Source organism: Bacillus sp. B4EP4a (assembly GCF_006680105.1).
Taxonomy (GTDB): domain Bacteria; phylum Bacillota; class Bacilli; order Bacillales; family DSM-1321; genus Peribacillus; species Peribacillus simplex_E.
The window spans coordinates 65,167-91,212 of sequence record NZ_VHIK01000005.1 but is presented as its reverse complement, the minus strand read 5'-3'; the positions used below and the strand labels follow the sequence as shown (position 1 = coordinate 91,212).

Sequence of the window (26,046 nt, the reverse complement as noted above, 5' to 3'; positions counted from 1 at the left end):
AAATGGAAGCAGGCAATATTTTCAAATATTTATAAACTAAATATTTTCATTTTTGAGAAAAATGTGTAATATAATATATTATTAAGCGCTTACAACACTATTTTTTTAACTCCAAATTGAGCGAGCGTTCAATCAATGTTACTTATAGGGGGAAATAATGATGGCGAAAACAGTGATTATTAGCGGTGTGAGAACACCTTTTGGTAAATTTGGCGGTGGCCTTAGCAGTTTGACGGCATCACAACTTGGTGGAATAGCAATCAAAGAGGCACTTGTTCGGGCAGGGATTGTAGGCAGCCAAGTAGACGAGGTCATCATGGGGAATGTGCTTCAAGCAGGACAAGGCCAAATACCGTCCCGCCAGGCAGCCCGTCATGCTGGATTGCCTTGGGAAGTGAAAACGGAAACCATTAATAAAGTATGCGCATCAGGACTTCGCAGTGTCACATTGGCTGATCAGATCATTCGCTTAGGTGAAGAGGAAATCATTGTTGCCGGCGGAATGGAATCGATGAGCAATGCGCCTTATATCCTTCCGAAAGCAAGGTGGGGCCTAAGGATGGGTGATGGGGAACTGAAGGATACGATGATTTCGGATGGACTTAGCTGCAGTTTTACGGGCGTCCATATGGGGACTTACGGAAACAGTACTGCCGATGATCTTGAAATCACCCGTGAGGAACAAGATAGCTGGGCTTACGAGAGTCATCAAAAGGCGATAAAGGCAATCGATGGCGGTATTCTTGCAGAAGAAATCATTTCCGTACAGGTGCCGGTACGAAAAGGCGAACCAATTACCATCGAACATGATGAAGCGCCAAGAAAAGATACATCTGCTGGTAAGTTAGCTAAATTAGGTCCAGCCTTCAATAATGAGGGGACCATTACGGCAGGTAATGCACCAGGTGTCAATGATGGGGCAGGTGCACTCGTACTGATGAGTGAGGAACGTGCGGAAAAAGAAGGGAAAACGCCTTTTGCCTATATTTTAGCTCATGCAGAAGTGGCAGTGGAAGCAAAGGACTTCCCTAAAACGCCAGGTTTGGTCATAAATGAACTCCTGAAGAAGACAGGTAAGTCGATAGAGGAAATTGATTTGTTTGAAGTGAACGAAGCATTTGCAGCGGTTGCACTGGCCAGTGGGAAAATTGCCAACATCGCGCCGGGAAAAGTGAATGTAAACGGAGGGGCTGTAGCATTAGGTCACCCAATCGGGGCAAGTGGTGCCCGCATCATCATTACGCTGATGCATGAACTGAAACGCCGCGGAGGGGGATTGGGCATCGCGGCGATCTGCAGTGGCGGCGGTCAGGGAGATGCCATTTTAATTGAAGTGCCTAAGCAAGGATAATAGTTTCATAGATAAATGAGGGGGGATTTTCATGGGCATTCAAAAGGTGATGGTCATTGGTGCGGGACAGATGGGATCTGGCATTGCCCAGGTCTGTGCAATGAGCGGTTATGAAGTTCTTTTACACGATTTAAAAGATGAATATGTAGAAAAGGGGTTAGGGACAATTACCAAGAACCTTTCCCGGCAGGTTGAAAAAGGGAAAATGGAATCCGGGGAGAAAGATGCAATCCTTTCCCGGTTGACTTCATCGACTAATTTGAAAAATGCGGCTGCGGTAGATTTAGTGATTGAAGCTGCGGTGGAAAACATGGAAATAAAAACAAAAATATTCGCCGAGTTGGATGAAATCACACCGCAACACGTCATTCTTGCATCAAATACTTCTTCGCTTCCGATTACCGAGATAGCCGCTGCCACGAAAAGGCCGGAAAAGGTAATTGGCATGCACTTTATGAACCCCGTTCCGGTCATGAAGCTGGTTGAGATCATTCGAGGCCTTGCTACATCGGATGAAGTTTATAAAGAAGTTGAAAAGATGGCTGAATCCTTGAACAAGGTACCGGTGGAAGTCAATGATTTTCCAGGTTTTGTAGCTAATCGGATTTTAATGCCGATGATCAATGAGGCCATCTATACACTATATGAGGGCGTCGCTACTAAAGAGGCGATCGACGACGTAATGAAAATGGGAATGAACCATCCGATGGGCCCGCTTACGCTAGCTGACTTCATTGGGCTAGACACATGCTTGTATATAATGGAAACCCTTCACCAAGGGCTGGGAGACGATAAATACCGACCGTGTCCGCTGTTAAGGAAATATGTAAAAGCTGGGTGGCTAGGCAAGAAATCAGGACGTGGCTTTTACGAATATAACTAATCATGGAAAGATGTGCAGCTATGGAGGGATGAAGGATGGATTTCAAGTTTACAGAAGAACAGGAAATGATGCGGAAAATGGTAAGCGCTTTTGCGGAGAATGAGATCACTCCTCATATCGAGGCAATGGAAACAGGCGTGTTTCCAAAAGCGATTCTGAAAAAAATGGGTGAGCTTGGTTTGATGGGAATTCCGATTTCAGAAGAATACGGTGGCGCGGGTATGGATTTCATGTCTTATATCATTGCCATCAATGAGATTTCCAAAGTAAGTCCCACTCTCGGTGTCATACTGTCCGTTCATACTTCTGTTGGAACAAATCCAATCGTTTATTTTGGAACGGAAGAGCAGAAGCGAAAGTATGTGCCTAAGTTAGCCGCTGGTAAATATTTAGGCGCCTTTTGCTTGACTGAGCAAAGCTCAGGTTCCGATGCTGCGAGTTTGAAATCGAAGGCAGTGGCAGTCAAGGAAGGCGGAGAATATCGAATAAATGGGTCCAAGGTTTTTATCACCAATGGCGGGGAAGCGGATGTGTTTATTGTTTTTGCTTCAACCGACCCTCAGAAGGGAAGCAAGGGAATCTCCGCTTTTGTCGTAGAAAAAGGGACGCCAGGCTTAATCATCGGTAAAGATGAACGTAAAATGGGCCTTCATGGCTCAAGTACCGTACAGGTAACGTTCGAGGATATGAAAGTCCCTACAGCCAATCTCCTTGGCAAAGAAGGTGAAGGCTTTAAGATCGCAATGGCCAACTTGGACGCTGGAAGGATCGGGATTGCCGCTCAAGCGCTGGGAATTGCTGAGGGTGCCATGGAACATGCTGTCCAATATGCAAAAGGCAGGGTGCAATTCGGCAAACCTATTGCGCAACAACAAGGAATTGGTTTCAAACTGGCCGAAATGGCAACGGGCATAGAAGCTTCAAGGCTACTGGTCTATCGGGCGGCTTATTTACGCTCGCAGGGATTGAATTGCGGTAAAGAGGCGGCAATGGCTAAGCTATTCGCTTCGAGGACGGCTGTCGATGTGGCGATTGAAGCAGTCCAAGTGTTCGGAGGCTATGGATATACAACGGAATATCCGGTCGAACGCTATTTCAGGGATGCAAAGGTAACTGAAATTTATGAGGGTACCAGCGAAATACAGAGAATGGTCATCAGTAAGAATCTATAATTACGAAAAATTTGGAGGGCATATTCATGCAATTTAAACTAACGGAAGAACATGAAATGATCAGGAAAATGGTGCGCGACTTTGCCCAGAATGAGGTGGCTCCGACTGCTGCCGAGAGGGATGAAGAAGAACAATTTGACCGTGAGATCTTCGATAAAATGGCTGAGCTTGGATTGACTGGGATTCCGTGGCCTGAGGAATACGGCGGAATTGGCAGTGATTACTTAGCATATTGCATAGCGATTGAGGAACTTTCCCGCGTTTGCGCATCCACTGGGGTGACTTTATCAGCCCATACTTCGCTCGCAGGATGGCCAATATATAAATTTGGGTCTGAAGAACAAAAACAAAAATACCTTCGCCCGATGGCACAGGGTGAAAAAATCGGTGCATACGGACTGACTGAACCTAGCTCAGGCTCAGACGCAGGCGGGATGAGAACGACTGCAAAGCTTGTAGGTGATGAATATGTTATCAGCGGTTCAAAAATCTTCATTACGAACGGCGGGATTGCGGATACATATGTCGTCTTTGCATTGACGGACCCTGAATCGAAACAAAAAGGAACGAGTGCTTTTATCATTGAAAAGGACTTCCCGGGCTTCAGTGTTGGTAAAAAAGAGAAGAAGCTTGGAATCCGTTCATCACCGACCACGGAAATCATCTTTGATGAGTGCCGGGTGCCTAAAGAAAATCTCCTTGGAAAAGAAGGAGAAGGCTTTAAAATTGCGATGATGACGCTTGATGGCGGCCGTAATGGAATTGCAGCCCAGGCTGTAGGCATAGCCCAAGGTGCTTTGGATGCCGCGGTTGGTTATGCAAAAGAGCGCGTCCAATTCGGCAAGCCAATTTCTGCACAGCAAGGAATCGGTTTTAAATTGGCGGATATGGCAACGGGTGTTGAGGCTTCAAGGCTATTAACCTATCAGGCTGCGTGGTTGGAATCAGTGGGCCTTCCTTATGGAAAAGAGTCGGCGATGTCCAAACTTTTTGCTGGGGATACAGCAATGAAAGTGACGACGGAGGCCGTGCAAGTTTTCGGGGGTTATGGATATACAAAGGATTATCCAGTGGAGCGGTATATGCGCGATGCGAAAATAACCCAGATTTACGAAGGTACACAGGAAATTCAAAAACTGGTCATCTCACGAATGGTTACTAAATAAGGTTGAAACTGAGGTTTTCCGATGAGGCACTGCCTTTACCGGAATTCCCTTTTCAATTTCTTCAGAATGTCTTTGATAATTGAATAATGGGCTTTCAAAAGGGGTTTGGAAATGGAAAAAAGAGAGGTTCTTGCATCTGTAAAGGATGAGCGGCTGGTTGAAAAAAGGCGTACACAAATGATTAAAGGTGCGGTTACCCTTTTTAAGGAAAAGGGATTTCACCGTACGACTACCAGGGAAATTGCCAAAGCTGCAGGCTTTAGTATTGGCACGTTATACGAGTATATCCGAACCAAGGAAGATATATTATATCTCGTTTGTGACTTTATCTATGATGAAGTCCAGGAAAAGCTTCAGAAAGAAATAGAACAGAGTGATGGGACACTTGAAAGTTTGAAGCTGACGATCGCCTATTTTTATAAAGTGATGGATGATATGCAGGACGAAGTGTTGGTCATGTATCAGGAAGTGAAGGCCCTGACGAAAGATGCTTTACCATATGTTCTGAACAAAGAAATTCGGATGGTTGGCATGTTCGAAAAAGTGATAACGAAATGTGTCGAGAATGGGGAGCTCTCGTTAACGGAAAAACAAATAAGCCTTGTTTCACATAACATTTTCGTTCAGGGACAGATGTGGAGTTTTAGAAGATGGGCTTTGCATAAACAGTATACGCTTCAAGAGTATGTTGAACTGCAGACGCAATTATTGATTCAAAATGTATCGGGTTCCAAAAAGCACTGATATAAATAAGTTTCAATAAGGAGGAGCTATATGAGTACAGTTGAGGTGTATAAACCGAAGAACCATATTAGATTCGTCACAGCTTCGAGTTTATTTGATGGACATGACGCATCCATCAATATAATGAGGAGAATCCTTCAGTCCAGCGGGGCAGAAGTTATTCACCTAGGTCATAATCGTTCGGTAGAAGAGATCGTGAATGCGGCCATCCAGGAAGATGTTCAAGGCATAGCCATGTCATCTTACCAAGGAGGACATGTGGAATATTTTAAATATATGTATGATCTGCTGAAGGAAAAGGGAGCCGAGCACATTCGGATTTTTGCCGGCGGCGGCGGGGTCATCATCCCAAGGGAAATTAAAGAACTGCATGATTATGGGATTGCCCGTATCTTTTCGCCTGATGAAGGGCGGGAATATGGGCTTCAAGGAATGATAAACGTATTGATGGAGGAGTGTGATTTCTCGACAGTCAAACCATCTTTACAAGAACGTTTTAATGAATTGATTGCCGGGGGAACAAATGCCATTGCCCAATTTATTACCTTTGCCGAAAATAGACTCGATGTTTCACAGGAATCAGCGGCAGCGGTGGAGAGTCTTTTTGAGCAGATCAAGACTTCCGAAAAGAAGGTTCCCGTTCTAGGAATTACAGGGACTGGCGGCGCTGGAAAAAGTTCATTGACTGATGAATTGATACGAAGGTTCATTAACGAAATTCCAGACGAGAGAGTCGCCATTCTATCTGTAGACCCGACCAAACAGAAAACGGGCGGTGCCCTGCTTGGTGACAGGATCAGAATGAACTCGATCTTTTCAGAGCGTGTTTATATGAGGAGCCTAGCCACGCGCCATTCAAAAAGTGAGTTGTCTTTGGCGATAAAAGATGCCATTTCAGTCGTGAAGGCAGCTGGCTTTGATTTAATCATCGTTGAAACGAGCGGAATTGGTCAGGGAGATGCAGAAATTGCCGAAATATGCGATGTATCCATGTATGTAATGACGAGTGAATTCGGTGCTCCTTCGCAACTTGAAAAAATCGATATGATTGATTATGCAGACTTGATAGTCATTAACAAATACGAGCGCAAAGGCTCCGAGGATGCAAAAAACCAAGTTCAAAAGCAATACCAAAGAAGCCGTACACTTTTTGATCAAGATCCATCAGAAATGCCAGTATACGGTACGATCGCTTCCCAATTCAATGACCCAGGCACCAATGCATTATTCGCTGCACTGATTGAAAAGCTTAATGAAAAATCAGGGACGGTTTGGAGTACGGCCTTTTCGAAAGAAGCGGATGTTTACAAGCAAAATGTCATCATTCCTACTGACCGTCGGTATTATTTACGTGAAATCAGTGATACGGTCAGATCGTATCATAAGCGTGCGGCTGAACAAGTACGTATTGCCCGGAGGCTTTTCCAGCTTGAAGGAGCAATTGATGCAATTAAGGAAAATGATAACAACGACGATATGGTGGCTTCTTTAGAAAAACTGAAAAAGGAAACCGCTTTGAATTTATCACCTGAATCTAAAAAAATCCTTTCTGGATGGATGGATTTAAAAGAAAAGTATGCAGGGGAGCAGTTTGTAACGAAAGTCAGGGATAAAGAAATCGTCACAAAGCTGAAAACCAAAAGTTTATCAGGTTTAATGATTCCGAGAGTATCACTGCCTAAATATGTGGATTATGGTGAGATCTTAGGATGGGTATTCCGTGAAAACGTTCCGGGCTTCTTTCCTTACACAGCTGGAGTCTTTCCATTCAAGCGTGAAGGGGAAGACCCGAAGCGGCAATTTGCTGGTGAAGGATCGCCCGACCGAACCAACAGGCGTTTTCATTATTTGTCAAAGGATGATACTGCTAAACGGCTTAGTACGGCTTTCGATTCTGTAACTTTATATGGTGAGGACCCTGATCACCGGCCTGATATCTATGGAAAGGTAGGGGAAAGCGGAGTCAGCATCTGTACGTTGGATGACATGAAAAAGCTGTATGCAGGCTTTGACCTTTGCCACCCCTCAACATCTGTTTCCATGACCATCAATGGACCGGCACCAATCATTTTGGCCATGTATATGAATACTGCAGTCGATCAGCAGATTCAACGGAAAGAAGAAGAGTTAGGCCGTCCCCTTACTGATGCCGAAGCTGAAGAAGTGCAGGCTTATACCCTTCAAACGGTACGCGGAACTGTTCAAGCGGATATTCTGAAAGAGGACCAAGGCCAGAATACATGCATCTTCTCTACGGAGTTTGCTTTAAGGTTAATGGGGGACATTCAAGCATATTTCATCGATCGCAAAGTCAGGAACTACTACTCTGTATCCATTTCCGGCTATCACATTGCAGAAGCGGGTGCCAATCCCATTTCGCAGCTGGCTTTTACATTAGCGAATGGCTTTACTTACATCGAATATTATTTAAGTCGCGGAATGAATATTGATGACTTTGCTCCGAATTTGTCGTTCTTCTTCTCAAATGGGCTCGACCCGGAATATACGGTTATCGGGAGGGTGGCAAGAAGGATTTGGGCGACTGTCATGCGGGATAAATATGGTGCGAATGACCGTAGCCAGAAGCTCAAATACCATATACAGACTTCTGGGCGCTCCCTTCATGCGCAAGAAATTGATTTTAATGATATCAGAACGACGCTTCAGGCTTTAATGGCACTGCAGGACAACTGTAACTCCCTGCATACTAATGCGTACGATGAAGCCATCACGACGCCTACCGAAGAATCCGTGCGCCGGGCAATGGCCATACAAATGATCATTACAAAGGAGCATGGTCTCTCAAAAAATGAAAACCCGATGCAAGGTGCCTTCATCGTAGAGGAATTGACGGATCTGGTTGAAGAGGCCGTACTGCAAGAATTCGATCGCATCAACGATCGAGGCGGTGTCCTGGGTGCAATGGAGACGCAGTATCAGCGCGGGAAAATCCAGGATGAATCGATGCATTACGAAATGAAAAAGCATACGGGAGAATTGCCGATCATTGGTGTCAATACGTATTTGAATCCTAATCCTCCTTCCGAAGAAGCGGTGAACAGCATGGAAATTGCCCGTGCAACGAAGGAAGAAAAGGAAGGGCAAATCATGAATCTCCGGGCATTCCAGGAAAGAAATAAAGAGTTCACGGATGAGGCGCTAACTAAACTGAAATTGGCAGCCATGAATGGGGAAAATATCTTTGCCGAACTCATGAACTGTGTGAGAGTGGCCAGTCTGGGGCAGATAACGAGGGCGCTATATGATGTAGGAGGTCAATATCGAAGGAATATGTAAACCAAGAAGGGGCTCCGAACGTTTAGGGGCCTCTTTTTTTAATAATTCCCCTCTTTTTTAACAAAATGAGGATTTTACCTTATAATTATTTGGAAAAGGGGCAAAAATGAAGAATCAGCCCTATTGGAGTTGAGAAAATGAACCTGAAAATGATTGGATTAATCATAGGTTACATTCTTGCCATCATTTTTTTATTTGAGCTGTATGAGCATCAATTGGGTGCCATTTCTTTTTTTATCCTGACGGTTGTCTTTTTTACGGCAGCATATCGTCAGAAATCCAAAAAGAAAAAGGAATGATATTTACCTTTTGGTTTCCTGTGAATGATAGACAATAAGGTAAATGTGTGAAAGTATCATATAGAACTAGCATAAACCCATTTAGATTGTTTATAATGGAGTATATGTCTAGCAGGAATTGTCGTTATTTTATCGAACTACTGTTTTAGATTATTTTTTTATGTGAAAAAACACGGAATTCAGTGTTTGAATAGAGAAGGGAAGTGCGGAATTTGAGTTTAAAACAATACTCAAAAGAGCAATTGTTGGAAATGTCCTTAATAGAGATGGCATATGATTTGTTAGTGGAAAGAAATGAACCGATTCCATTTAAAGACTTAATAAGTGAATTAGCTTCGCTGCACCATTTATCTAAAGCGGAAGTGGAAAAGAAAATTGCACAATTCTATACGGATTTAAATGTGGATGGCCGTTTCACTTCACTTGGAGACAACCGCTGGGGATTAAAAACATGGTACCCGGTTGACCAAATCGAAGAAGAAGTCGTACATGTTGTAAAACCTAAAAAGAAAAAGAAAGCCAAAAAGGCAGCTGTCGTTATCGACGATTTCGATGAACTTGAAGACGAAGACCTTGACTTTGAAGAAGATATCGATGATCTGGACGAGGATGAAGATGACGACGATGATGATATTCTAGGTTCTCCAGTCATCGACGAAGTGCTTTTGGATGATGACGTGGATGATGACGACGATCTGGAAGAAGAAATAATCGAAGATGATGCATTTGTCCTTGAAGATGATGAGGACGAAGATGAAGACGAAGATGACTTGAATGAAGAGGATGAGAAATAAATAATCGCCCTTGACTTTTTGAGGCGAAATTTGTAGAATCATTTTTGGGCTCCTTAAAAAAGGACACAATGATTAAATTATATCGCTCCCTTACTTTTATTGTAAGCGGAGCGTTTTTGTTTTTAATGATGGAATGAATAAATGACATCATTTTTTTATTTTTAAAAATGATTTCTCGTAGAATTGTAAAAACTATAGAGAACATATTTATGTTTACGTCATTTAAGGAAATTTATTCTTGTTCATGTATCCTGCATGACTCTCACTAAAGACCTTTAAGTGATTAATGGTTTGTACTGGTTTACGGTTTTTAGCTTTTAACCGCTCATGTGGCGGAAGATTCGATTCAGGTTCCGATTTAATGATGTGAAGAACAGAATTGGAAGAAAACATTCTATAGGAGGATATAAGATGACAAAATATATTTTTGTGACAGGTGGAGTAGTTTCTTCCTTGGGAAAAGGGATAACGGCCGCTTCTTTAGGTAGATTATTAAAAAATAGGGGATTGAATGTTACGATCCAGAAGTTTGACCCTTATATCAACTTGGATCCTGGTACGATGAGTCCATATCAACATGGTGAAGTGTTTGTAACGGATGATGGTGCTGAAACGGATTTGGATTTAGGGCACTATGAGCGTTTCATTGATATCAACCTTGGAAAACACAGCAATGTGACTACAGGCAGAATTTATTCAACCGTCCTGAGGAAAGAACGCCGTGGCGATTATCTAGGTGGAACGGTTCAAGTCATTCCCCATATCACGAATGAAATTAAAGAACGCGTTTTCCGTTCAGGTAATGAAACGAATGCCGATATAGTCATCACTGAAATTGGCGGTACTGTAGGGGATATCGAGTCTCTTCCATTCCTTGAAGCGATTCGCCAAATCAAGAGTGATATCGGCATCAATAATGTTATGTATATCCATTGTACACTGGTTCCTTACATCAAAGCTGCTGGTGAAATGAAAACAAAACCGACACAGCATAGTGTAAAAGAATTACGCAGTCTTGGCATTCAGCCAAATATCATCGTTGCACGTACAGAAAGCCCGATTTCACAAGATATGAAGGATAAAATCGCTTTATTCTGCGATATCGATAAAAATTCTGTTATCGAATGTCTTGATGCGGATACACTTTACTCCATTCCTCTTGCGCTTCAAGCACAAAATATGGACCAAATCGTTTGTGATCACTTGCAATTGGACTGTGGCGAAGCGAATATGGAAGATTGGAAGGAACTAGTCAAAAAGGTTACTTCTTTATCGAAGAAAACGAAAATCGCCTTAGTCGGAAAATATGTTGAATTGCAAGATGCTTACCTTTCTGTAGTGGAAGCACTTAAGCATGCTGGTTACGCATTTGATGCAGATGTTGAAATCGACTGGGTGAATTCCGAAGACGTAACTAAAGAAAATGTTGCTGAACTTCTTCAAGATGCAGATGGAATCCTTGTCCCTGGCGGATTTGGAGATCGTGGAATTGAAGGGAAAATTGCAGCGACCGAATTTGCCCGCACGACAAAAAAACCATTCTTCGGAATTTGCTTAGGCATGCAGTTGGCGTCCATTGAGTATGCACGCAACGTCCTGGGATTGCCAGAAGCACATTCAGCAGAAATTAAGGAAGATACTCCAGATCCAATCATCGATCTTCTTCCTGAGCAGAAGGATGTAGAAGATTTGGGCGGAACACTGCGTCTTGGTCTGTATCCATGTAAGCTTATCGAAGGAACTAAAGCATACGAAGCATATAATGACGAGGTTGTTTATGAACGTCACCGTCACCGTTATGAATTCAATAACCACTATCGTCAAGCTATGGAAGAGGCAGGATTCGTGTTCTCCGGTACAAGTCCAGATGGTCGTCTAGTTGAAATCGTTGAACTAAAAGATCATCCTTGGTTTGTGGCTTCTCAATTCCATCCGGAATTCACGTCGCGTCCAAACCGTCCGCAGCCGCTATTCCGTGACTTTGTCGGTATGTCATTAAAGTACGGTAAAAATCTTTAATAAAAAAAACAGCCCATGTGGCTGTTTTTTTTGTTTAGGATGAAGATATCATTCTTCATCTTCATATTCTTTTATGATTTCTTCAAGAGTGAATTTAATCCCATAATAAGCGAAAAGAGCGGCAATGAGGGTAGGGTACCCATATCGATTTCCAGTTTCATCGGGAATCAATCCCCGTTGGATACGTAAATCAATATGAACGTCAGCCAACTCCAAAAGAGAATCTTCTTCAGAAGGGACGGATGTAGAAACTGCAACAAATGGTATATCTTTTTCCTTGAGTTGTTTTGCCAGCATCAATGCCTCTGAATCGTCCGAATGGCGGCTGAATATAAGAAATCGATCTTCTCTGGAAAAAGTTTCTCCTGATTCATATCTTTTTGCCTTAGGAAAGGGTTCTGCCCCATTCAAAGCCTCGGCAGTGACGCCCTGCATTTCACCAAAACCGTGAATGAACACAGAACCGTCCCCAACCGCAGCCTGAGCGAGCAAGCGTCCGGCATCCTCCATTTCAAAGGCCTCATTTTCAATCATTTTTTTAAATAAACCGCTTATCTGTGTCGAGAAAATTTTTAACATGATCAGGGACTCCTTTAAAAAATAATATACTTATTATAAAGGACTTTCCTTTGCATTGACAGGTTTCAGGGCTTTTGATCCAAAGGGCTGAATTTACTAAATAGGTCGAAAAAACAAAAAAAATAAAATTCCTTTTAGCCATATAGCAGGAATTTTGTTACAATTATCGAATATGAACATAGAAATCATGAAGGAATAAATGCGTTGGACCTAAAGTGATTTAACGCAATCTATGTAACTACCCTTTTTCGGGTAATATGGCCGAATAGGCTAATATATTTTATTGATGAATCGGGAAGCGGAGAGGTGATAAAATGCCAGGGAAAATATTGATTGTTGATGATCAATTCGGGATTCGTATTTTATTGAACGAGGTTTTACATAAAGAAGGGTATGAAACATTTCAAGCGGCTAATGGCATTCAAGCCTTGGAAGTGCTAAATAATCATTCACCTGATCTTGTATTGCTGGATATGAAGATTCCGGGAATGGATGGCATTGAGATCTTGAAAAGGATGAAAGTCGTCGATCCGGACATCCGGGTCATAATCATGACGGCATATGGTGAACTTGATATGATTCAGGAAGCAAAGGATTTAGGGGCAATGACACACTTTGCAAAGCCGTTTGATATTGATGATATTAGAAAGGCCGTTCGAGAATACTTACCGATTCAATCAAGTTAACGGTCTTGAAAATTTAATATTATTGACGGGGTAATTGCTGCGGCTATCTTTTTTTAGATGGGCCGTGTTTTTTTGGAATAAAATTTGAGGCATGGAATAGTGCTAATTGTTGCTGTTTTTTTGATGTATTGATATGCTAAAAGAGGAGAGATATTCTGATTTATAAGCGTATGCTACTTTGGTTTTAGGGAATATCTAGAAAGAATTAACTTTAAAAATCATAACATCCACTAGTAGGAGGAAATCAAATGCCTTTAGTTTCTATGAAAGATATGCTGAATAAAGCCCTTGATGAAAAATATGCAGTAGGTCAATTCAATATCAATAACCTTGAATGGACTCAAGCCATTTTAGCTGCTGCAGAACAAGAAAAATCTCCAGTCATCCTTGGAGTTTCCGAAGGTGCTGCCCGTCATATGGGTGGTTTTAAAACGACTGTCATGATGGTTCAAGGATTGTTGGAAGACATGAAAATCACTGTTCCTGTGGCGATTCACCTTGACCATGGTTCAAGTTTTGATAAATGTAAGGAAGCTATCGAAGCCGGATTCACTTCAGTAATGATCGATGCTTCACATCATCCGATCGAAGAAAATATCGAAACAACCAAGAAGGTTGTCGAATTCGCTCACGCACGGAATGTTTCGGTTGAAGCGGAAGTGGGCACGGTTGGCGGACAAGAAGATGATGTAATCGCTGATGGAGTCGTATATGCAGACCCTCAAGAATGTGAACAGTTAGTTAAAGAAACGAATGTCGACTGTTTTGCTCCAGCTTTGGGATCCGTTCACGGACCATACAAAGGTGAACCTAACCTAGGCTATAAAGAAATGGAAGAAGTACGGGATTTAACGAACAAACCTCTTGTTCTTCATGGCGGTACAGGCATACCTACGAAAGATATCCAAAAAGCGATTTCTCTTGGAACATCAAAAATCAATGTGAATACGGAAAATCAAATTGTGTTCACAAAAGCGGTTCGTGAAATTTTGAATAACGATTCCGAAGTGTACGACCCTCGTAAATACATGGTACCTGGCCGTGAAGCGATTAAAGAAACTGTAATCGGCAAAATACGTGAATTCGGTTCAAACGGCAAAGCATAATTTAGAAACGTAACATAAGGGTTCCATCCCTTTAAATGTAGGATGATAGAGGCAATATTCCCATTGGGGGGCTCCCCCCTAATGGTTTCTTTTAGATGCAGGGCTGAATCCGGGCTCCATTTTTAGAACAATTAGAATTCAGAGGCATATAGGGAAGTAAAAAATCGATTACATACGGAGGATATTTTATGAAATTCTTTATAGATACAGCAAACATGGAAGAAATCAAACAAGCGCACGAACTTGGCGTTTTAGCAGGTGTTACGACTAACCCATCCCTTGTTGCAAGAGAAAAGGGCGTTTCTTTCCATGACCGGCTAAAAGAAATCACAAGCCTTGTTAAGGAATCCGTTTCTGCTGAAGTCATTGCGCTTGATTTTGAAGGAATGATGGCTGAAGCCAAGGAACTCGTTGCTATTGCACCTAATATCACGATTAAAGTGCCAATGACCCCAGACGGCCTGAAGGCTGTTTCAGCACTTACAAAACAAGGTGTCAAAACTAATGTCACGCTTATTTTCAGTGCCAACCAAGCTTTATTGGCAGCTAGGGCAGGAGCAACTTATGTATCGCCATTTTTAGGACGTTTGGACGACATCGGCCAAAATGGTTTGGATTTAATTTCGGATATTGCTGACATATTTGCGATCCATGATATCAACGCTGAGATCATTGCAGCTTCCATCCGCCATCCGATGCATATTACAGAAGCGGCTCTTAAAGGGGCACATATTGCAACGATACCTTATAAAGTTTTATTGCAATTATTCCACCACCCATTAACGGATAAAGGGATTGAAGCTTTCTTGAATGATTGGAATTCACGCACTGAAGCATAATGCCTTGCCGCTAAGTCGCTATAGATTGCACCCTTTTAACAAAATTAACATAAATTAGAAATTTTTATCTTTTTTTTACATGAATTTTCTACTTTTGTGTAAACTAAAGAACTAGATAGTAAATGTTGTCGGATTATGCAATTTTCCTGTGGTAAAATATTACTTTTGAAAGTAGCTTCTAAGTGCTTAGCGTGGAAGGGAGTTTATTATGGAAAAACTTAAAATTGCCGGTGGCTATCCTTTAAAGGGAAGCATTCGTGTCAGCGGAGCAAAAAATAGTGCGGTTGCCCTTATTCCGGCAACAATTTTAGCGGACTCTCCCGTAACGATTGAAGGCCTGCCTGATATCTCGGATGTACAGATGCTGAAAGCGTTAATGGAGGAAATTGGCGGTGAGGTATCCTTTGATGAAGGAGAAATGACAGTCAACCCAAGCAGGATGATTTCAATGCCTCTTCCCAATGGAAGGGTCAAGAAGTTACGTGCCTCTTATTATTTGATGGGGGCAATGCTTGGTAAATTCAAAAAGGCAGTAATCGGCTTGCCTGGAGGCTGCCATTTAGGACCCCGTCCGATAGATCAGCATATTAAGGGGTTCGAAGCACTAGGCGCTCAAGTGACGAATGAACAAGGAGCCATTTACCTTAGGGCGGACGAGCTTCGGGGAGCACGCATATATTTGGATGTCGTTAGTGTTGGGGCAACGATCAACATCATGCTTGCCGCCGTTTTGGCCAAAGGCCGCACTGTGATTGAAAATGCTGCGAAAGAACCGGAAATCATTGATGTTGCCACACTGTTGACCAATATGGGAGCGAAAATAAAGGGTGCAGGAACGGATATCATTCGTATTGATGGTGTGGAAAGTTTGCATGGGTGCAAGCATACGATCATACCGGATCGGATTGAAGCCGGTACTTTCATGATTTTAGCCGCTGCTGTTGGTGAAGGGATTCTGATCGATAATGTCATTCCCCAGCATTTGGAGTCATTGACTGCTAAATTAAGGGAAATGGGGATTAATATTGAAGCGGGTGATGACCAGATATTTGTCTCACCGGGAGAAAAATATAAACCCGTTGATATCAAGACATTGGTTTACCCTGGATTCCCAACAGATCTTCAGCAACCTTTCACTTCCCTTTTAACAAAAGCAAGCGGTTCTAGCATGGTGACCGATACGATATACGGGGCACGATTTAAGCATATTGATGAACTGCGACGCATGAATGCGAAGATCAAAGTCGAGGGCAGAGCAGGCGTCGTCGATGGTCCTGTCCAACTTCATGGGGCAAAAGTGAAGGCAAGCGATTTACGTGCCGGAGCGGCTCTTGTAATTGCCGGATTAATGGCTGAAGGGATTACGGAAGTGACCGGGCTTGAACATATAGATCGCGGATATAGCCATCTTGTTGAAAAACTTTCGGGTTTGGGAGCGACGATTTGGCGTGAAGAAATGACGCAAGAAGAAGTGGAGCAGCTTAAAAGCTGATCCCTTTTCTTGTTACCTCATTGTGTTACTATATATGATATAATGTGTTATACTAATATATAAATAAATCATGCTAGTGTACATGAGGGGGAACCGGAAATGGAAAGAAGTTTATCGATGGAGCTTGTCCGCGTAACAGAGGCGGCGGCACTGAATTCAGCTCGTTGGATGGGAAGAGGAAAGAAAGACGAAGCAGATGATGCAGCAACAACTGCAATGCGGGATGTTTTCAATACTATTCCCATGCAAGGAACGGTTGTAATCGGTGAAGGGGAAATGGATGAAGCGCCAATGCTTTATATTGGCGAAAAACTTGGTACTGGTCTTGGGCCGCTAGTGGATGTTGCTGTTGATCCTTTGGAAGGAACGAACATCGTTGCATCTGGCGGCTGGAATGCATTGGCTGTATTGGCGATAGCCGATAAGGGGAACTTGCTGCATGCCCCGGATATGTATATGGATAAAATAGCTGTCGGACCCGAGGCTGTTGGTCAGATTGATATCAATGCTTCCGTATTGGACAACCTGAAAGCGGTAGCCAAGGCAAAGAATAAAGATATCCAAGACGTGGTTGCAACAGTATTGAACCGTGATCGTCATTCGAAGATCATTCATGAACTTCGTGAGGCGGGGGCACGTATCAAGTTGATCAACGATGGAGATGTAGCGGGAGCCATAAATACGGCCTTTGATCTTACCGGTGTTGATATCTTATTCGGATCTGGCGGGGCTCCAGAGGGAGTTATTGCAGCCGTTGCCTTGAAATGCCTTGGAGGGGAAATTCAGGGTAAGCTCGTTCCTCATAGTGATGAAGAAGTGGAACGCTGTGGAAAAATGGGCCTTAATTTAGGAAAAGTCCTCAGAATGGAAGACCTTGTTCGCGGAGATGACGCAATTTTTGCTGCAACAGGTGTGACTGATGGAGAACTTTTACGCGGTGTACAATTTAAAGGGCATTACGGTGAAACACAATCCGTGGTCATGCGTGCTAAATCTGGTACCGTTCGATTCATTGATGGGCGTCACAGTCTTAAGATTAAACCGAATGGTTTGATTGACTGATAGCGTTTTTTAGAAAAATCACTTTTAAAAAGCGAGCGGTTTCATCGCTCGCTTTCTCTTTAAAAAAATTTAAGTTGAATAATTAAAATAAAAAAAGTAAAATAAAGCTTGGTCTACTATTAATAATTTAAAATCTGCCCTTTCACTCCAAACTTCAAGAAGCCTTCAAATAATTTTCTTCTTTACATGTAAAAATGTATCATCCTTTCTAAGAAAACTCTGGTCGGGTACATGGATTGCGGTTTTTCTTCCATCTAACAAACCATTTCTTTTTCAGTATGGGTGAAAACGTTTAATTAATAAAAGTGTGGTGTCATAATGAATTTAACTATTTCTAATTTAGAAAACATGAAACTAAAGGATCTATATGAGCACGCGCGTGAATATAAAGTTTCCTATTACAGCAAACTTTCAAAAAAGGAACTTATTTTCGCTATCCTGAAAGCACAAGCTGAGCAGGATGGTCTCCTATTCATGGAGGGCGTTTTAGAGATCATACCTTCAGAGGGCTTCGGTTTCCTGCGTCCAATTAATTATTCTCCAAGCTCGGAGGATATTTATATTTCTGCTTCACAGATCCGCAGATTCGATTTGCGAAATGGAGATAAAGTGTCCGGTAAGGTAAGGCCTCCAAAAGAAAACGAGCGCTATTATGGATTGCTGCATGTTGAAGCAGTCAATGGCGATAATCCGGAATCAGCTAAAGAGCGTGTCCACTTTCCAGGTTTAACACCGCTGTATCCAAACAGGCAAATTAAACTGGAAACGACACCGAAGAACTTATCGACCAGGATTATGGATGTCCTGGCACCGGTCGGTTTTGGGCAGCGTGGTCTGATAGTCGCACCGCCAAAAGCCGGTAAAACGATGCTCATCAAGGAAATTGCCAATGCGATAACCACAAACCATCCCGAATCGGAATTGATTGTACTGTTGATCGATGAACGCCCGGAAGAAGTGACAGACATTGAACGTTCAGTCGCAGGAGACGTGGTAAGTTCAACTTTCGATGAAGTGCCGGAAAACCATATCAAGGTGGCTGAGCTGGTGTTAGAACGAGCCATGCGCCTTGTGGAGCATAAACGGGATGTCATCATTTTAATGGACAGCATCACTCGACTTGCCCGTGCTTACAACCTTGTCATTCCGCCGAGCGGGCGTACACTATCAGGGGGTATTGACCCTGCTGCATTCCACCGTCCAAAACGCTTTTTCGGTGCGGCGAGGAATATCGAGGAAGGCGGCAGCCTGACGATCCTTGCTACAGCATTGGTAGATACGGGTTCAAGAATGGACGATGTCATTTATGAAGAATTTAAAGGTACGGGCAATATGGAGCTGCATTTAGATCGTGCCCTTGCCGAAAGACGCATCTTCCCGGCTATCGATATTCGTCGCTCAGGCACTCGTAAAGAAGAATTGTTAATTCCTAAAGATCGCCTGGATAAACTATGGGCCATTAGGAAAACGATGTCAGATTCACCTGATTTCTCGGAGAAATTCCTTCGCCGTCTAAAACAGACAAAAGGTAATGAAGAATTTTTCAGTAAGCTGGATGAAGAGATGTCAGAAATGAAAAAGGGGCCAGCGAGCGTAAAACGTTCTTAAACCCTGTAAGAAACAAACAGTTGCACAACTAGTCTTAAGTTGTTATAATGAGTTCATGTGTTTTTACAATAAATGTGAGGGTGCTTTTCCCTCAACTTGAAGTATATAACTCTGTTTCGAATGATTCAGGGCATAAGGAGCTGAAAAGAATGAAAACTGGAATTCATCCAAATTATAAGCTTTCAAAAGTAATTTGCTCTTGCGGAAACACTTTTGAAACTGGTTCAGTTAAAGAAGAGATCAAAGTTGAGACTTGTTCAGAGTGCCATCCATTCTATACTGGTCGTCAAAAATTCGCTGAAGCTGGCGGACGTGTTGATCGTTTCAACAAAAAATACGGTATTAAATAAGCCGGACTTTTTAAAAAACAGGCAAGTATTTTTCTTGCCTGTTTTTTCTTTTCCATAAACAAGTAAGAATTTTTATAAAGCCGGGTCGACTTCAATTATGGCCAAGGGATCGACAGGTGGAAGGGAGTAGCTGTTTCCATGTATGTAATGAAACAAACAGGCTGGATCGAGCTAATTTGCGGAAGCATGTTTTCAGGTAAATCTGAGGAATTGATTAAACGAGTCAGCCGTGCTCAATTTGCTAAAGAGCAAATAGCTGTATTTAAACCAGCTATTGATAATCGCTATGCGGAAGAGGCTGTCGTATCACATAATGGCTCTTCTGTGATGGCAAAACCGATTGCCCATTCAACGGATATTTTTAAGTATTTGGACAAGCCCCTGGATATCATTGCAATAGATGAAGTGCAATTTTTTGATCATGAAATTATCGGGGTTGCCCAGCATCTTGCGGACAGCGGTTATCGAGTGATCATGGCTGGACTCGATCAAGATTTCAGAGGTGAACCATTCGGTCCTATGCCTGTTCTATTATCGCTTGCAGAATCGGTGACTAAGCTGCAGGCTGTGTGTGAAGTGTGCGGATCACCTGCCAGCAGGACCCAGCGATTGATAGATGGGGAGCCGGCCTCCTATGATGAGCCGATCATCCTTGTGGGTGCATCGGAATCATACGAGCCCCGCTGCCGCCATCATCACGAAGTTCCGGGTAAGCAGGCTGTTGGGATCAAAGAACATATTTGAATGATGGTGCCCTATGATCCAATGAGATCGTAGGGTGCTTTTTTTATGAAGAAATGGTTGGGAATAATTATAAGTGGTGGTAAAACTGCTGAGGTTCATGACCAATACATGGAAGGGAAATAGAAGATAAATATTGCCCCATTTTGGGCAGGCTAACGGGGAAATGTTCTTCTTAACCAGTCAAAATGGAGGGAAAAAATATGAAATCGAAACTGCTTATTATGACGGCCTTTCTGCTTGCTGTACTAACGGCATGCGGCCAAAATGACAATGCAATAAATAATGATTCGGAATATGGGGATCAATCCCGTGATGGCAGGGATCTTGTTGGCAAGGGTTTAAATCAAGTATCCAATAAAGATTGGGACAATGAAACGGAACGGCCATCAGATCAGCTCCTCAACACACCGCATCATACATCCAATAATTCTCCATCCATGGGGCAGCAAATTGATGAAATCCGCGGAGTCATTGATTCTGAAACTAATTATGAGGCGGGCTCCGTTTGGTTTAATGGAAATACCATACATGTTACGGTCCATGATAAAGGCCAAATCAAGACGGAAAAAAAGAGAAAAGAGGAAATGCAGCGAATACAAAGTATGATAAACAGGGTTGTGCCTCAATATAATTTAGATGTCAAATTAAAGAAATAACGACATTTTTGAATCCTCTTTGACGTTGATTATTCACCTATACTATAATTAACCTAGAAGTGAACTGAGCTGGGGCACTGAGCTACTTATTTATAGTTAGAAAAGATGGATTACTTCCAAATCGTTTCAGATGTTTTTGGAAAATTTATGAGGTGAATAATTTGTTTGATCGTTTACAAGCAGTAGAAGATAGATATGAAAGATTGAATGAACTATTAAGTGACCCGGAGATCATTAATGACTCTAAGAAGCTAAGGGAATATTCTAAGGAGCAATCCAGCATTCAAGAGACCGCATCGACTTATAAAGAATATAAAGCGGTTCGTGAGCAACTCCAGGAAGCGAAGGCGATGCTGGAGGAGAAACTTGATGCGGATATGCGTGAAATGGTAAAAGAAGAGATCAATGAACTTGATGAGACCATAAAAGGCCTTGAGGATAAACTGAAAATATTGCTTATTCCGAAGGATCCTAACGATGATAAAAACGTGATCATGGAGATCCGCGGAGCGGCAGGCGGAGATGAGGCGGCTTTATTTGCAGGTAGTCTATACCGAATGTATAGCCGTTTTGCCGAGGTGCAGGGTTGGCGGACTGAAGTCATTGAAGCAAGTCCTACAGGGCTTGGCGGCTACAAGGAAATCATATTCATGATTAATGGCAATGGTGCTTATTCAAAATTGAAGTTCGAAAATGGAGCGCATCGCGTTCAGCGGGTACCTGAAACTGAATCAGGCGGACGGATTCATACATCAACAGCCACGGTTGCCGTGTTACCTGAAGCTGAGGAAGTGGAAGTTGAAATCCATGATAAGGATGTTCGTGTCGATACCTTTGCATCAAGCGGTCCTGGAGGGCAAAGTGTCAATACGACAATGTCAGCGGTGCGCTTGACTCATATTCCGACTAATACGGTTGTATCCTGTCAAGATGAAAAATCACAAATCAAGAACAAAGAAAAAGCAATGAAGGTTTTGCGTGCCAGGGTGTACGATAAAATCCATCGCGAAGTACAGGCGGAATATGATCAAAATAGGAAGCTTGCCGTTGGAACGGGCGATAGATCCGAAAGGATTCGCACTTATAACTTCCCGCAAAACCGCGTTACCGACCACCGTATTGGTTTAACGATTCAAAAATTGGATCAAATCATGGAAGGTAAACTGGATGAAGTCGTTGATGCATTAATCATGGAAGACCAATCTTCAAGGCTGGAAAATGCAGATGAGTAATTCTGCCGTGAAAGTGTTTGAAGCCCTTAAATGGGCTTCTTCTTTTTTAAAGGAAAATGATCGTGATGCCAATGCTGGGGAAATCCTGTTACAGCACTTTTTAAAACAAACTCGCTCCCAAATGCTGGCCAACCTTCATGATGAGCTTAGCGAAGCGGATTTTGGGCAATTTAAGGCCGCTATTGAGCTGCATGCTGAGGGAACGCCCATCCAATATATAATCGGCAGTGAAGAATTTTATGGACGGACCTTCTTTGTGAATGAAGAAGTGCTCATACCGAGACCTGAAACAGAAGAATTGATTTATTATGCTTTACGTAAAATCCCGGCCATTTTTATGGAGGGACAGAAGCTTCGTTTAGCTGATATTGGGACCGGCAGCGGCGCAATCGCCATAACGATGAAACTTGAAAAATCAAACTTGTTGGTGACGGCCACGGACATAGCGGAACCATCGCTTGAGGTGGCGCGGAAAAATGCCGAATCACTTGGTGCCGAAGTGGAGTTCATGCAAGGTGATTTGCTTTTGCCTTTCATAAACATAAATCAGAAGGTGGACGTCCTTTTATCGAATCCCCCATATATACCAGATGATGATCATGAATCCATGTCAGTAGTCGTGACAGGTCATGAACCGCATCGTGCATTATTTGCCGGTATCGATGGGCTGGATTTTTACCGCCGCTTTATGGAGCAGTTACCTCTGATCATGGAGGTGCCTGGGCTGATCGGTTTTGAAGTGGGCACTGGACAGGGTGAGGCGGTTGCCGATTTATTGAAGCGAACCTTTCCTGCCGCAGAAGTATCCATTGTAAATGATATTAATGAGAAAGATCGAATGGTCTTCGCTGTATTAAATTGATCCGTCTCTCCTTTTGAGACGGATATTTTTTTATGGAAACCACCCTCATTATCCTTTGGAATCTATATTTCCAGCAATCAACTTTTTTTATTTTTACTAGTTTAAGATAGCTGGAAAATGGTGAGACTAATTCATGTGAGGGGGCGAAGGCGATGAAAACTAAACATTTAGCCATTATTTATCTATTAATCTTAACTATAGGAACGATCGTAAGTATATATATGCCTAAAGCGGAGATGGTCGGTGCAGAAGCTACGAAGGTGATTCCGGATGAGGCGATTCGTCTGCGGATACTTGCTAATAGTGATGCAGAAAAGGATCAAGCGGTTAAACGGCTGATTAGGGATGAGGTAAATGAAGATATCACAAAATGGGTCCAAGAACTTACTTCTTTGGATGAAGCGAGGGATGTGATCACCTCGCATCTACCGGATATCCAAGCGACGGCTGAGGCAGTTATAAAGGAACAGGGTATGGAGCAGTCAGTTAAAGTCGATTTTGGACAAGCGGAATTTCCGACAAAACTCTACGGGCAGTATTTATATCCGGCAGGGGATTATGAAGCGGTGATTATCACGCTTGGGGAGGGGGAAGGCGCAAATTGGTGGTGTGTTCTATTTCCCCCATTATGTTTCCTGGATTTTTCAAATGGGACGGCTGTAAGTCAAAGTCCGATTGTCGAGGAAGAGGGTGAAGGATCCTTGAGTTCGGAAGGGAAGGCGTATGCTGCAACAAATGAAGAGGGTGCAGAGGAAGAAGTTGAAGAAGAAGTGCTGGTTAATAAGGAAAAAGGGCCCGAGGAAGTAGTTGAAGAGGAGGTAGTGGAGGAGAGCGTAAAAGAAGTACTGGAAGAAACGGTAAAAGAAGAGGTTACAGAGCCGGAAGTAAAGGAAGAAGTGACAGAAGCAAAAGATAAGGAAGAAGTGACAGAAGCAAAAGATAAGGAACAAGTGACGGAGGAAGCCATTGATGGGAATGTTGAAGAAAAACAGGTTGAACTTGCGGCATCCAATAAACAAGGTCAACAATTATATGAAGGGGAAAAGGAGCCTGAGGTGGAAGTGAAGTCTCTGTTTGCAGAAATCTTCAATGATCTATTTTAAAAAGGGGGCAGATGCCCTCTTTTTTTAAAATCAGATAATTTTGTAAACATATCCACAGGGTTATTAACAAAAAATCAAAAAAGTCTGTCATTAATCATTAATATCCACAAACTTATCCACGGATTCGATGTGGTTATCCCCAATTTGTGGATAACACTTGAATTATGTGTATAGTTCTTTTATACTTTCAAAGTATCTTTAAGTGAATTTATTACAATAATTTGAGAGAATCGTTCATATAAAAGCAATTATATAAAATAAGAAACGTTAAAAGGCGATGGTGTTCAAGATGAAAACGAAAATTTGGTCAGTGGATAAAAATGTGGATAATTTACAAAGTTATCCCCAGATTATACAATCAGCTGAATTGTTAAAGGCAAATCAAGTGGTTGCTTTTCCTACAGAGACCGTTTATGGACTGGGGGCGAATGCCAAAAATGATGAGGCAGTCAAAAAAGTGTTTGAGGCGAAGGGGCGTCCGAGTGATAATCCTTTGATCGTTCACATAGCCTCCGATGACCAGTTGTCAGGTATTGTAGAAGAGATTCCGGAACAGGCCAGGAAGCTAATGGCAGAATTTTGGCCGGGTCCTTTGACTTTGATCATGAAACGAAAACCGGGCCAGCTATCAAACCTTGTGACAGCTGGATTGGACACGGTGGCTGTAAGGATGCCAGATCATCAGGTTGCCCTAGGCCTTATTCGTGCAAGTGATTTGCCCATTGCGGCTCCAAGTGCAAATACTTCCGGGAAACCAAGCCCCACGTCAGCAAAACATGTTGAAGATGACTTGATGGGCCGGATTGCAGGCATAGTCGATGGCGGGACTACGGGTGTGGGCGTAGAATCCACAGTACTTGATTGCACTGTGGAAGTACCTGTTATTTTAAGGCCAGGCGGGGTGACCCTGGAACAGCTGGAAGCGGTAATAGGGGAAGTCAGGCAAGATGTCGCATTGAAGAATCAGGAAACGGCGCCAAAAGCCCCAGGCATGAAGTATACCCACTATGCTCCGAAGGCCCCTCTATATTTAGTCAAGGGTAATCAAGCTTTCCTTCAGAAGCTTGTGGATGAAAAAAGAACTGACGGGTTAAAGGTGGGCATCATAACGGCTTATGAACATCAACAGGATTATAAGGCGGATTATGTGGTTGTCCCAGGTTCGTTAGCGGATTTACATACTGTTGCGACAGGCTTATATGATGCTTTAAGACAGTTTGACGATCTGGAGGTCGATGTCATTTTTAGTGAAATGTTTCCTGACCATGGAATAGGAGCTGCGGTCATGAACCGGCTTGAGAAGGCTGCAGGCCATCAAATCATCAAGGAACATGTGTAATAAGGACTGATTTATCCTTCTATTTCTTTTCGGACATGCATAACATGTAGTAGGCACGTCCGAGGGGGATTTGAATGAATACATTTGCTGGAGAAATCATCACCTTATTGCTAATGGCATTCGCATTGGGAATGGATGCCTTTTCAGTCGGCCTTGGAATGGGAATGTTTAAGCTAAGGTTGAGGCAAATACTTTTTATAGGACTGACAGTAGGCATTTTTCATATTTGGATGCCCTTGCTTGGAATGGGGGCAGGCCGTTTCATTTCAGAAAAATTCGGGACCTTTGCTACATACGCTGGCGGTCTATTGTTGATCATTCTTGGTATACAGATGTTTATCCCTGGTAAAAAGGATGGAGCTGGTGTCAGGGAAAATAAGATGCTGGCTCCTATCGGGAAAGGTCTATTCATATTTGCTTTAGGGGTAAGCCTGGATAGCTTCTCGGTAGGATTGACACTGGGAATTTACGGTGCAAAAACGATTTTAACCGTTCTTTGTTTTGGGTTTGCTGCCACTCTATTAACGTGGGCTGGGCTTTTACTGGGTAGAAAAATGCAGGGCTTGCTTGGCGTGTATAGTGAGATTCTTGGCGGAAGCATCTTGTGTGCGTTTGGATTGAAATTATTATTCTCTTTTTGATCCGCTTGAATTCATATCATTC

Annotated in this window: 24 protein-coding genes; 23 read left to right on the top strand and 1 reads right to left on the bottom strand. The window is 42.7% G+C overall.

The genetic code is table 11. From position 1 onward, the window contains the following. Positions 1-160 precede the first annotated feature (160 nt). The 9 genes from FNK51_RS02370 (at position 161) to FNK51_RS02335 (ending at position 11,725) form a co-directional block, all read left to right on the top strand. Positions 161-1,351 (top strand): acetyl-CoA C-acetyltransferase, encoded by a 1,191-nt coding sequence (locus FNK51_RS02370; RefSeq protein WP_141992321.1) that lies wholly within the window; start codon positions 161-163, stop codon positions 1,349-1,351. Positions 1,352-1,382: 31 nt separating this feature from the next. After that, entirely contained in the window at positions 1,383-2,234 is an 852-nt protein-coding gene (locus tag FNK51_RS02365) for a 3-hydroxybutyryl-CoA dehydrogenase (protein ID WP_141992320.1), read from the top strand. Positions 2,235-2,269: 35 nt separating this feature from the next. Then, positions 2,270-3,406 (top strand): acyl-CoA dehydrogenase, encoded by a 1,137-nt coding sequence (locus tag FNK51_RS02360; protein WP_098370210.1) that lies wholly within the window; start codon positions 2,270-2,272, stop codon positions 3,404-3,406. A gap of 26 nt (positions 3,407-3,432) precedes the next feature. Beyond that, positions 3,433-4,572 (top strand): acyl-CoA dehydrogenase, encoded by a 1,140-nt coding sequence (locus tag FNK51_RS02355; protein WP_141992319.1) that lies wholly within the window; start codon positions 3,433-3,435, stop codon positions 4,570-4,572. A 111-nt stretch (positions 4,573-4,683) separates the two neighbouring features. Continuing rightward, entirely contained in the window at positions 4,684-5,316 is a 633-nt protein-coding gene (locus tag FNK51_RS02350; protein WP_098370208.1) for a TetR/AcrR family transcriptional regulator, read from the top strand. A 30-nt stretch (positions 5,317-5,346) separates the two neighbouring features. Further along, positions 5,347-8,613 carry a fused isobutyryl-CoA mutase/GTPase IcmF gene (gene icmF, locus FNK51_RS02345; protein WP_141992318.1) on the top strand — a complete coding sequence of 1,089 codons (3,267 nt, stop codon included), beginning with the start codon at positions 5,347-5,349 and terminating at the stop codon, positions 8,611-8,613. Positions 8,614-8,750: 137 nt separating this feature from the next. After that, entirely contained in the window at positions 8,751-8,912 is a 162-nt protein-coding gene (locus FNK51_RS26340) for a hypothetical protein (protein WP_155726484.1), read from the top strand. A 212-nt stretch (positions 8,913-9,124) separates the two neighbouring features. Further along, positions 9,125-9,706, top strand: coding sequence for a DNA-directed RNA polymerase subunit delta (gene rpoE, locus FNK51_RS02340; protein ID WP_098370206.1), 582 nt, complete (start codon positions 9,125-9,127; stop codon positions 9,704-9,706). A 411-nt stretch (positions 9,707-10,117) separates the two neighbouring features. Next, on the top strand, positions 10,118-11,725 hold the full coding sequence (locus tag FNK51_RS02335) for a CTP synthase (RefSeq protein WP_098370205.1): 1,608 nt from the start codon (positions 10,118-10,120) through the stop codon (positions 11,723-11,725). 48 nt (positions 11,726-11,773) lie between these two features. Here the strand turns inward: FNK51_RS02335 and FNK51_RS02330 are convergent, their stop codons facing one another. Then, a complete protein-coding gene (locus FNK51_RS02330; protein WP_098370204.1) occupies positions 11,774-12,304 on the bottom strand; it encodes a DUF2529 domain-containing protein in 531 nt (176 codons plus the stop codon). 314 nt (positions 12,305-12,618) lie between these two features. Between FNK51_RS02330 and FNK51_RS02325 the strand changes: the two genes are divergently transcribed. From FNK51_RS02325 to FNK51_RS02260, 14 genes are all read left to right on the top strand, one after another. After that, entirely contained in the window at positions 12,619-12,990 is a 372-nt protein-coding gene (locus FNK51_RS02325) for a response regulator (protein ID WP_034315860.1), read from the top strand. A 248-nt stretch (positions 12,991-13,238) separates the two neighbouring features. Then, positions 13,239-14,096: a class II fructose-bisphosphate aldolase gene (locus FNK51_RS02320; RefSeq protein ID WP_098370203.1), complete on the top strand. Its 858-nt coding sequence runs from the start codon at positions 13,239-13,241 to the stop codon at positions 14,094-14,096. 188 nt (positions 14,097-14,284) lie between these two features. Continuing rightward, a complete protein-coding gene (fsa, locus tag FNK51_RS02315) occupies positions 14,285-14,935 on the top strand; it encodes a fructose-6-phosphate aldolase (RefSeq protein WP_098370202.1) in 651 nt (216 codons plus the stop codon). A 208-nt stretch (positions 14,936-15,143) separates the two neighbouring features. Further along, complete coding sequence (locus tag FNK51_RS02310; RefSeq protein ID WP_098370201.1) at positions 15,144-16,427, top strand: UDP-N-acetylglucosamine 1-carboxyvinyltransferase; 1,284 nt, start codon at positions 15,144-15,146, stop codon at positions 16,425-16,427. 99 nt (positions 16,428-16,526) lie between these two features. After that, on the top strand, positions 16,527-17,489 hold the full coding sequence (glpX, locus tag FNK51_RS02305; protein WP_098370200.1) for a class II fructose-bisphosphatase: 963 nt from the start codon (positions 16,527-16,529) through the stop codon (positions 17,487-17,489). 318 nt (positions 17,490-17,807) lie between these two features. Next, positions 17,808-19,097, top strand: a complete 1,290-nt coding sequence (rho, locus tag FNK51_RS02300) for a transcription termination factor Rho (protein ID WP_034315849.1) — start codon at positions 17,808-17,810, stop codon at positions 19,095-19,097. A gap of 149 nt (positions 19,098-19,246) precedes the next feature. Further along, a complete protein-coding gene (gene rpmE, locus FNK51_RS02295) occupies positions 19,247-19,447 on the top strand; it encodes a 50S ribosomal protein L31 (RefSeq protein ID WP_034315847.1) in 201 nt (66 codons plus the stop codon). A gap of 138 nt (positions 19,448-19,585) precedes the next feature. Continuing rightward, positions 19,586-20,191 (top strand): thymidine kinase, encoded by a 606-nt coding sequence (locus tag FNK51_RS02290; RefSeq protein ID WP_034315845.1) that lies wholly within the window; start codon positions 19,586-19,588, stop codon positions 20,189-20,191. A 200-nt stretch (positions 20,192-20,391) separates the two neighbouring features. Then, positions 20,392-20,847: a hypothetical protein gene (locus FNK51_RS02285; RefSeq protein ID WP_141992317.1), complete on the top strand. Its 456-nt coding sequence runs from the start codon at positions 20,392-20,394 to the stop codon at positions 20,845-20,847. A 161-nt stretch (positions 20,848-21,008) separates the two neighbouring features. Further along, the gene (gene prfA, locus FNK51_RS02280; protein ID WP_141992316.1) at positions 21,009-22,079 is read left to right on the top strand and encodes a peptide chain release factor 1; all 1,071 of its coding nucleotides are present in this window, start codon (positions 21,009-21,011) and stop codon (positions 22,077-22,079) included. After that, positions 22,072-22,941 (top strand): peptide chain release factor N(5)-glutamine methyltransferase, encoded by an 870-nt coding sequence (gene prmC / locus FNK51_RS02275; RefSeq protein WP_286176915.1) that lies wholly within the window; start codon positions 22,072-22,074, stop codon positions 22,939-22,941. Before prfA ends, prmC begins: the two co-directional genes overlap by 8 nt. Positions 22,942-23,093: 152 nt before the next feature. After that, positions 23,094-24,044, top strand: a complete 951-nt coding sequence (gene spoIIR, locus FNK51_RS02270; protein WP_141992315.1) for a stage II sporulation protein R — start codon at positions 23,094-23,096, stop codon at positions 24,042-24,044. 289 nt (positions 24,045-24,333) lie between these two features. After that, positions 24,334-25,383: an L-threonylcarbamoyladenylate synthase gene (locus FNK51_RS02265; RefSeq protein ID WP_141992314.1), complete on the top strand. Its 1,050-nt coding sequence runs from the start codon at positions 24,334-24,336 to the stop codon at positions 25,381-25,383. Between the two features lie 74 nt (positions 25,384-25,457). Then, the gene (locus tag FNK51_RS02260; RefSeq protein WP_141992313.1) at positions 25,458-26,024 is read left to right on the top strand and encodes a manganese efflux pump MntP; all 567 of its coding nucleotides are present in this window, start codon (positions 25,458-25,460) and stop codon (positions 26,022-26,024) included. Positions 26,025-26,046: the final 22 nt, after the last annotated feature.

Excerpts from the sequence above, each read along its gene's own strand:
- FNK51_RS02265 (WP_141992314.1), top strand. The coding sequence starts at position 24,334 with ATGAAAACGAAAATTTGGTCAGTGGATAAAAATGTGGATAATTTACAA.
- FNK51_RS02335 (WP_098370205.1), top strand. The coding sequence starts at position 10,118 with ATGACAAAATATATTTTTGTGACAGGTGGAGTAGTTTCTTCCTTGGGA.
- FNK51_RS02360 (WP_098370210.1), top strand. The coding sequence starts at position 2,270 with ATGGATTTCAAGTTTACAGAAGAACAGGAAATGATGCGGAAAATGGTA.
- glpX (WP_098370200.1), top strand. The coding sequence starts at position 16,527 with ATGGAAAGAAGTTTATCGATGGAGCTTGTCCGCGTAACAGAGGCGGCG.
- spoIIR (WP_141992315.1), top strand. The coding sequence starts at position 23,094 with ATGAAAACTAAACATTTAGCCATTATTTATCTATTAATCTTAACTATA.
- rpmE (WP_034315847.1), top strand. The coding sequence starts at position 19,247 with ATGAAAACTGGAATTCATCCAAATTATAAGCTTTCAAAAGTAATTTGC.
- FNK51_RS02310 (WP_098370201.1), top strand. The coding sequence starts at position 15,144 with ATGGAAAAACTTAAAATTGCCGGTGGCTATCCTTTAAAGGGAAGCATT.
- FNK51_RS02290 (WP_034315845.1), top strand. The coding sequence starts at position 19,586 with ATGTATGTAATGAAACAAACAGGCTGGATCGAGCTAATTTGCGGAAGC.
- FNK51_RS02355 (WP_141992319.1), top strand. The coding sequence starts at position 3,433 with ATGCAATTTAAACTAACGGAAGAACATGAAATGATCAGGAAAATGGTG.
- FNK51_RS02370 (WP_141992321.1), top strand. The coding sequence starts at position 161 with ATGGCGAAAACAGTGATTATTAGCGGTGTGAGAACACCTTTTGGTAAA.
- rho (WP_034315849.1), top strand. The coding sequence starts at position 17,808 with ATGAATTTAACTATTTCTAATTTAGAAAACATGAAACTAAAGGATCTA.
- FNK51_RS26340 (WP_155726484.1), top strand. The coding sequence starts at position 8,751 with ATGAACCTGAAAATGATTGGATTAATCATAGGTTACATTCTTGCCATC.
- FNK51_RS02330 (WP_098370204.1), bottom strand. The coding sequence starts at position 12,304 with ATGTTAAAAATTTTCTCGACACAGATAAGCGGTTTATTTAAAAAAATG.
- fsa (WP_098370202.1), top strand. The coding sequence starts at position 14,285 with ATGAAATTCTTTATAGATACAGCAAACATGGAAGAAATCAAACAAGCG.
- FNK51_RS02350 (WP_098370208.1), top strand. The coding sequence starts at position 4,684 with ATGGAAAAAAGAGAGGTTCTTGCATCTGTAAAGGATGAGCGGCTGGTT.
- FNK51_RS02285 (WP_141992317.1), top strand. The coding sequence starts at position 20,392 with ATGAAATCGAAACTGCTTATTATGACGGCCTTTCTGCTTGCTGTACTA.
- FNK51_RS02365 (WP_141992320.1), top strand. The coding sequence starts at position 1,383 with ATGGGCATTCAAAAGGTGATGGTCATTGGTGCGGGACAGATGGGATCT.
- icmF (WP_141992318.1), top strand. The coding sequence starts at position 5,347 with ATGAGTACAGTTGAGGTGTATAAACCGAAGAACCATATTAGATTCGTC.
- FNK51_RS02320 (WP_098370203.1), top strand. The coding sequence starts at position 13,239 with ATGCCTTTAGTTTCTATGAAAGATATGCTGAATAAAGCCCTTGATGAA.
- prmC (WP_286176915.1), top strand. The coding sequence starts at position 22,072 with ATGAGTAATTCTGCCGTGAAAGTGTTTGAAGCCCTTAAATGGGCTTCT.
- FNK51_RS02325 (WP_034315860.1), top strand. The coding sequence starts at position 12,619 with ATGCCAGGGAAAATATTGATTGTTGATGATCAATTCGGGATTCGTATT.
- FNK51_RS02260 (WP_141992313.1), top strand. The coding sequence starts at position 25,458 with ATGAATACATTTGCTGGAGAAATCATCACCTTATTGCTAATGGCATTC.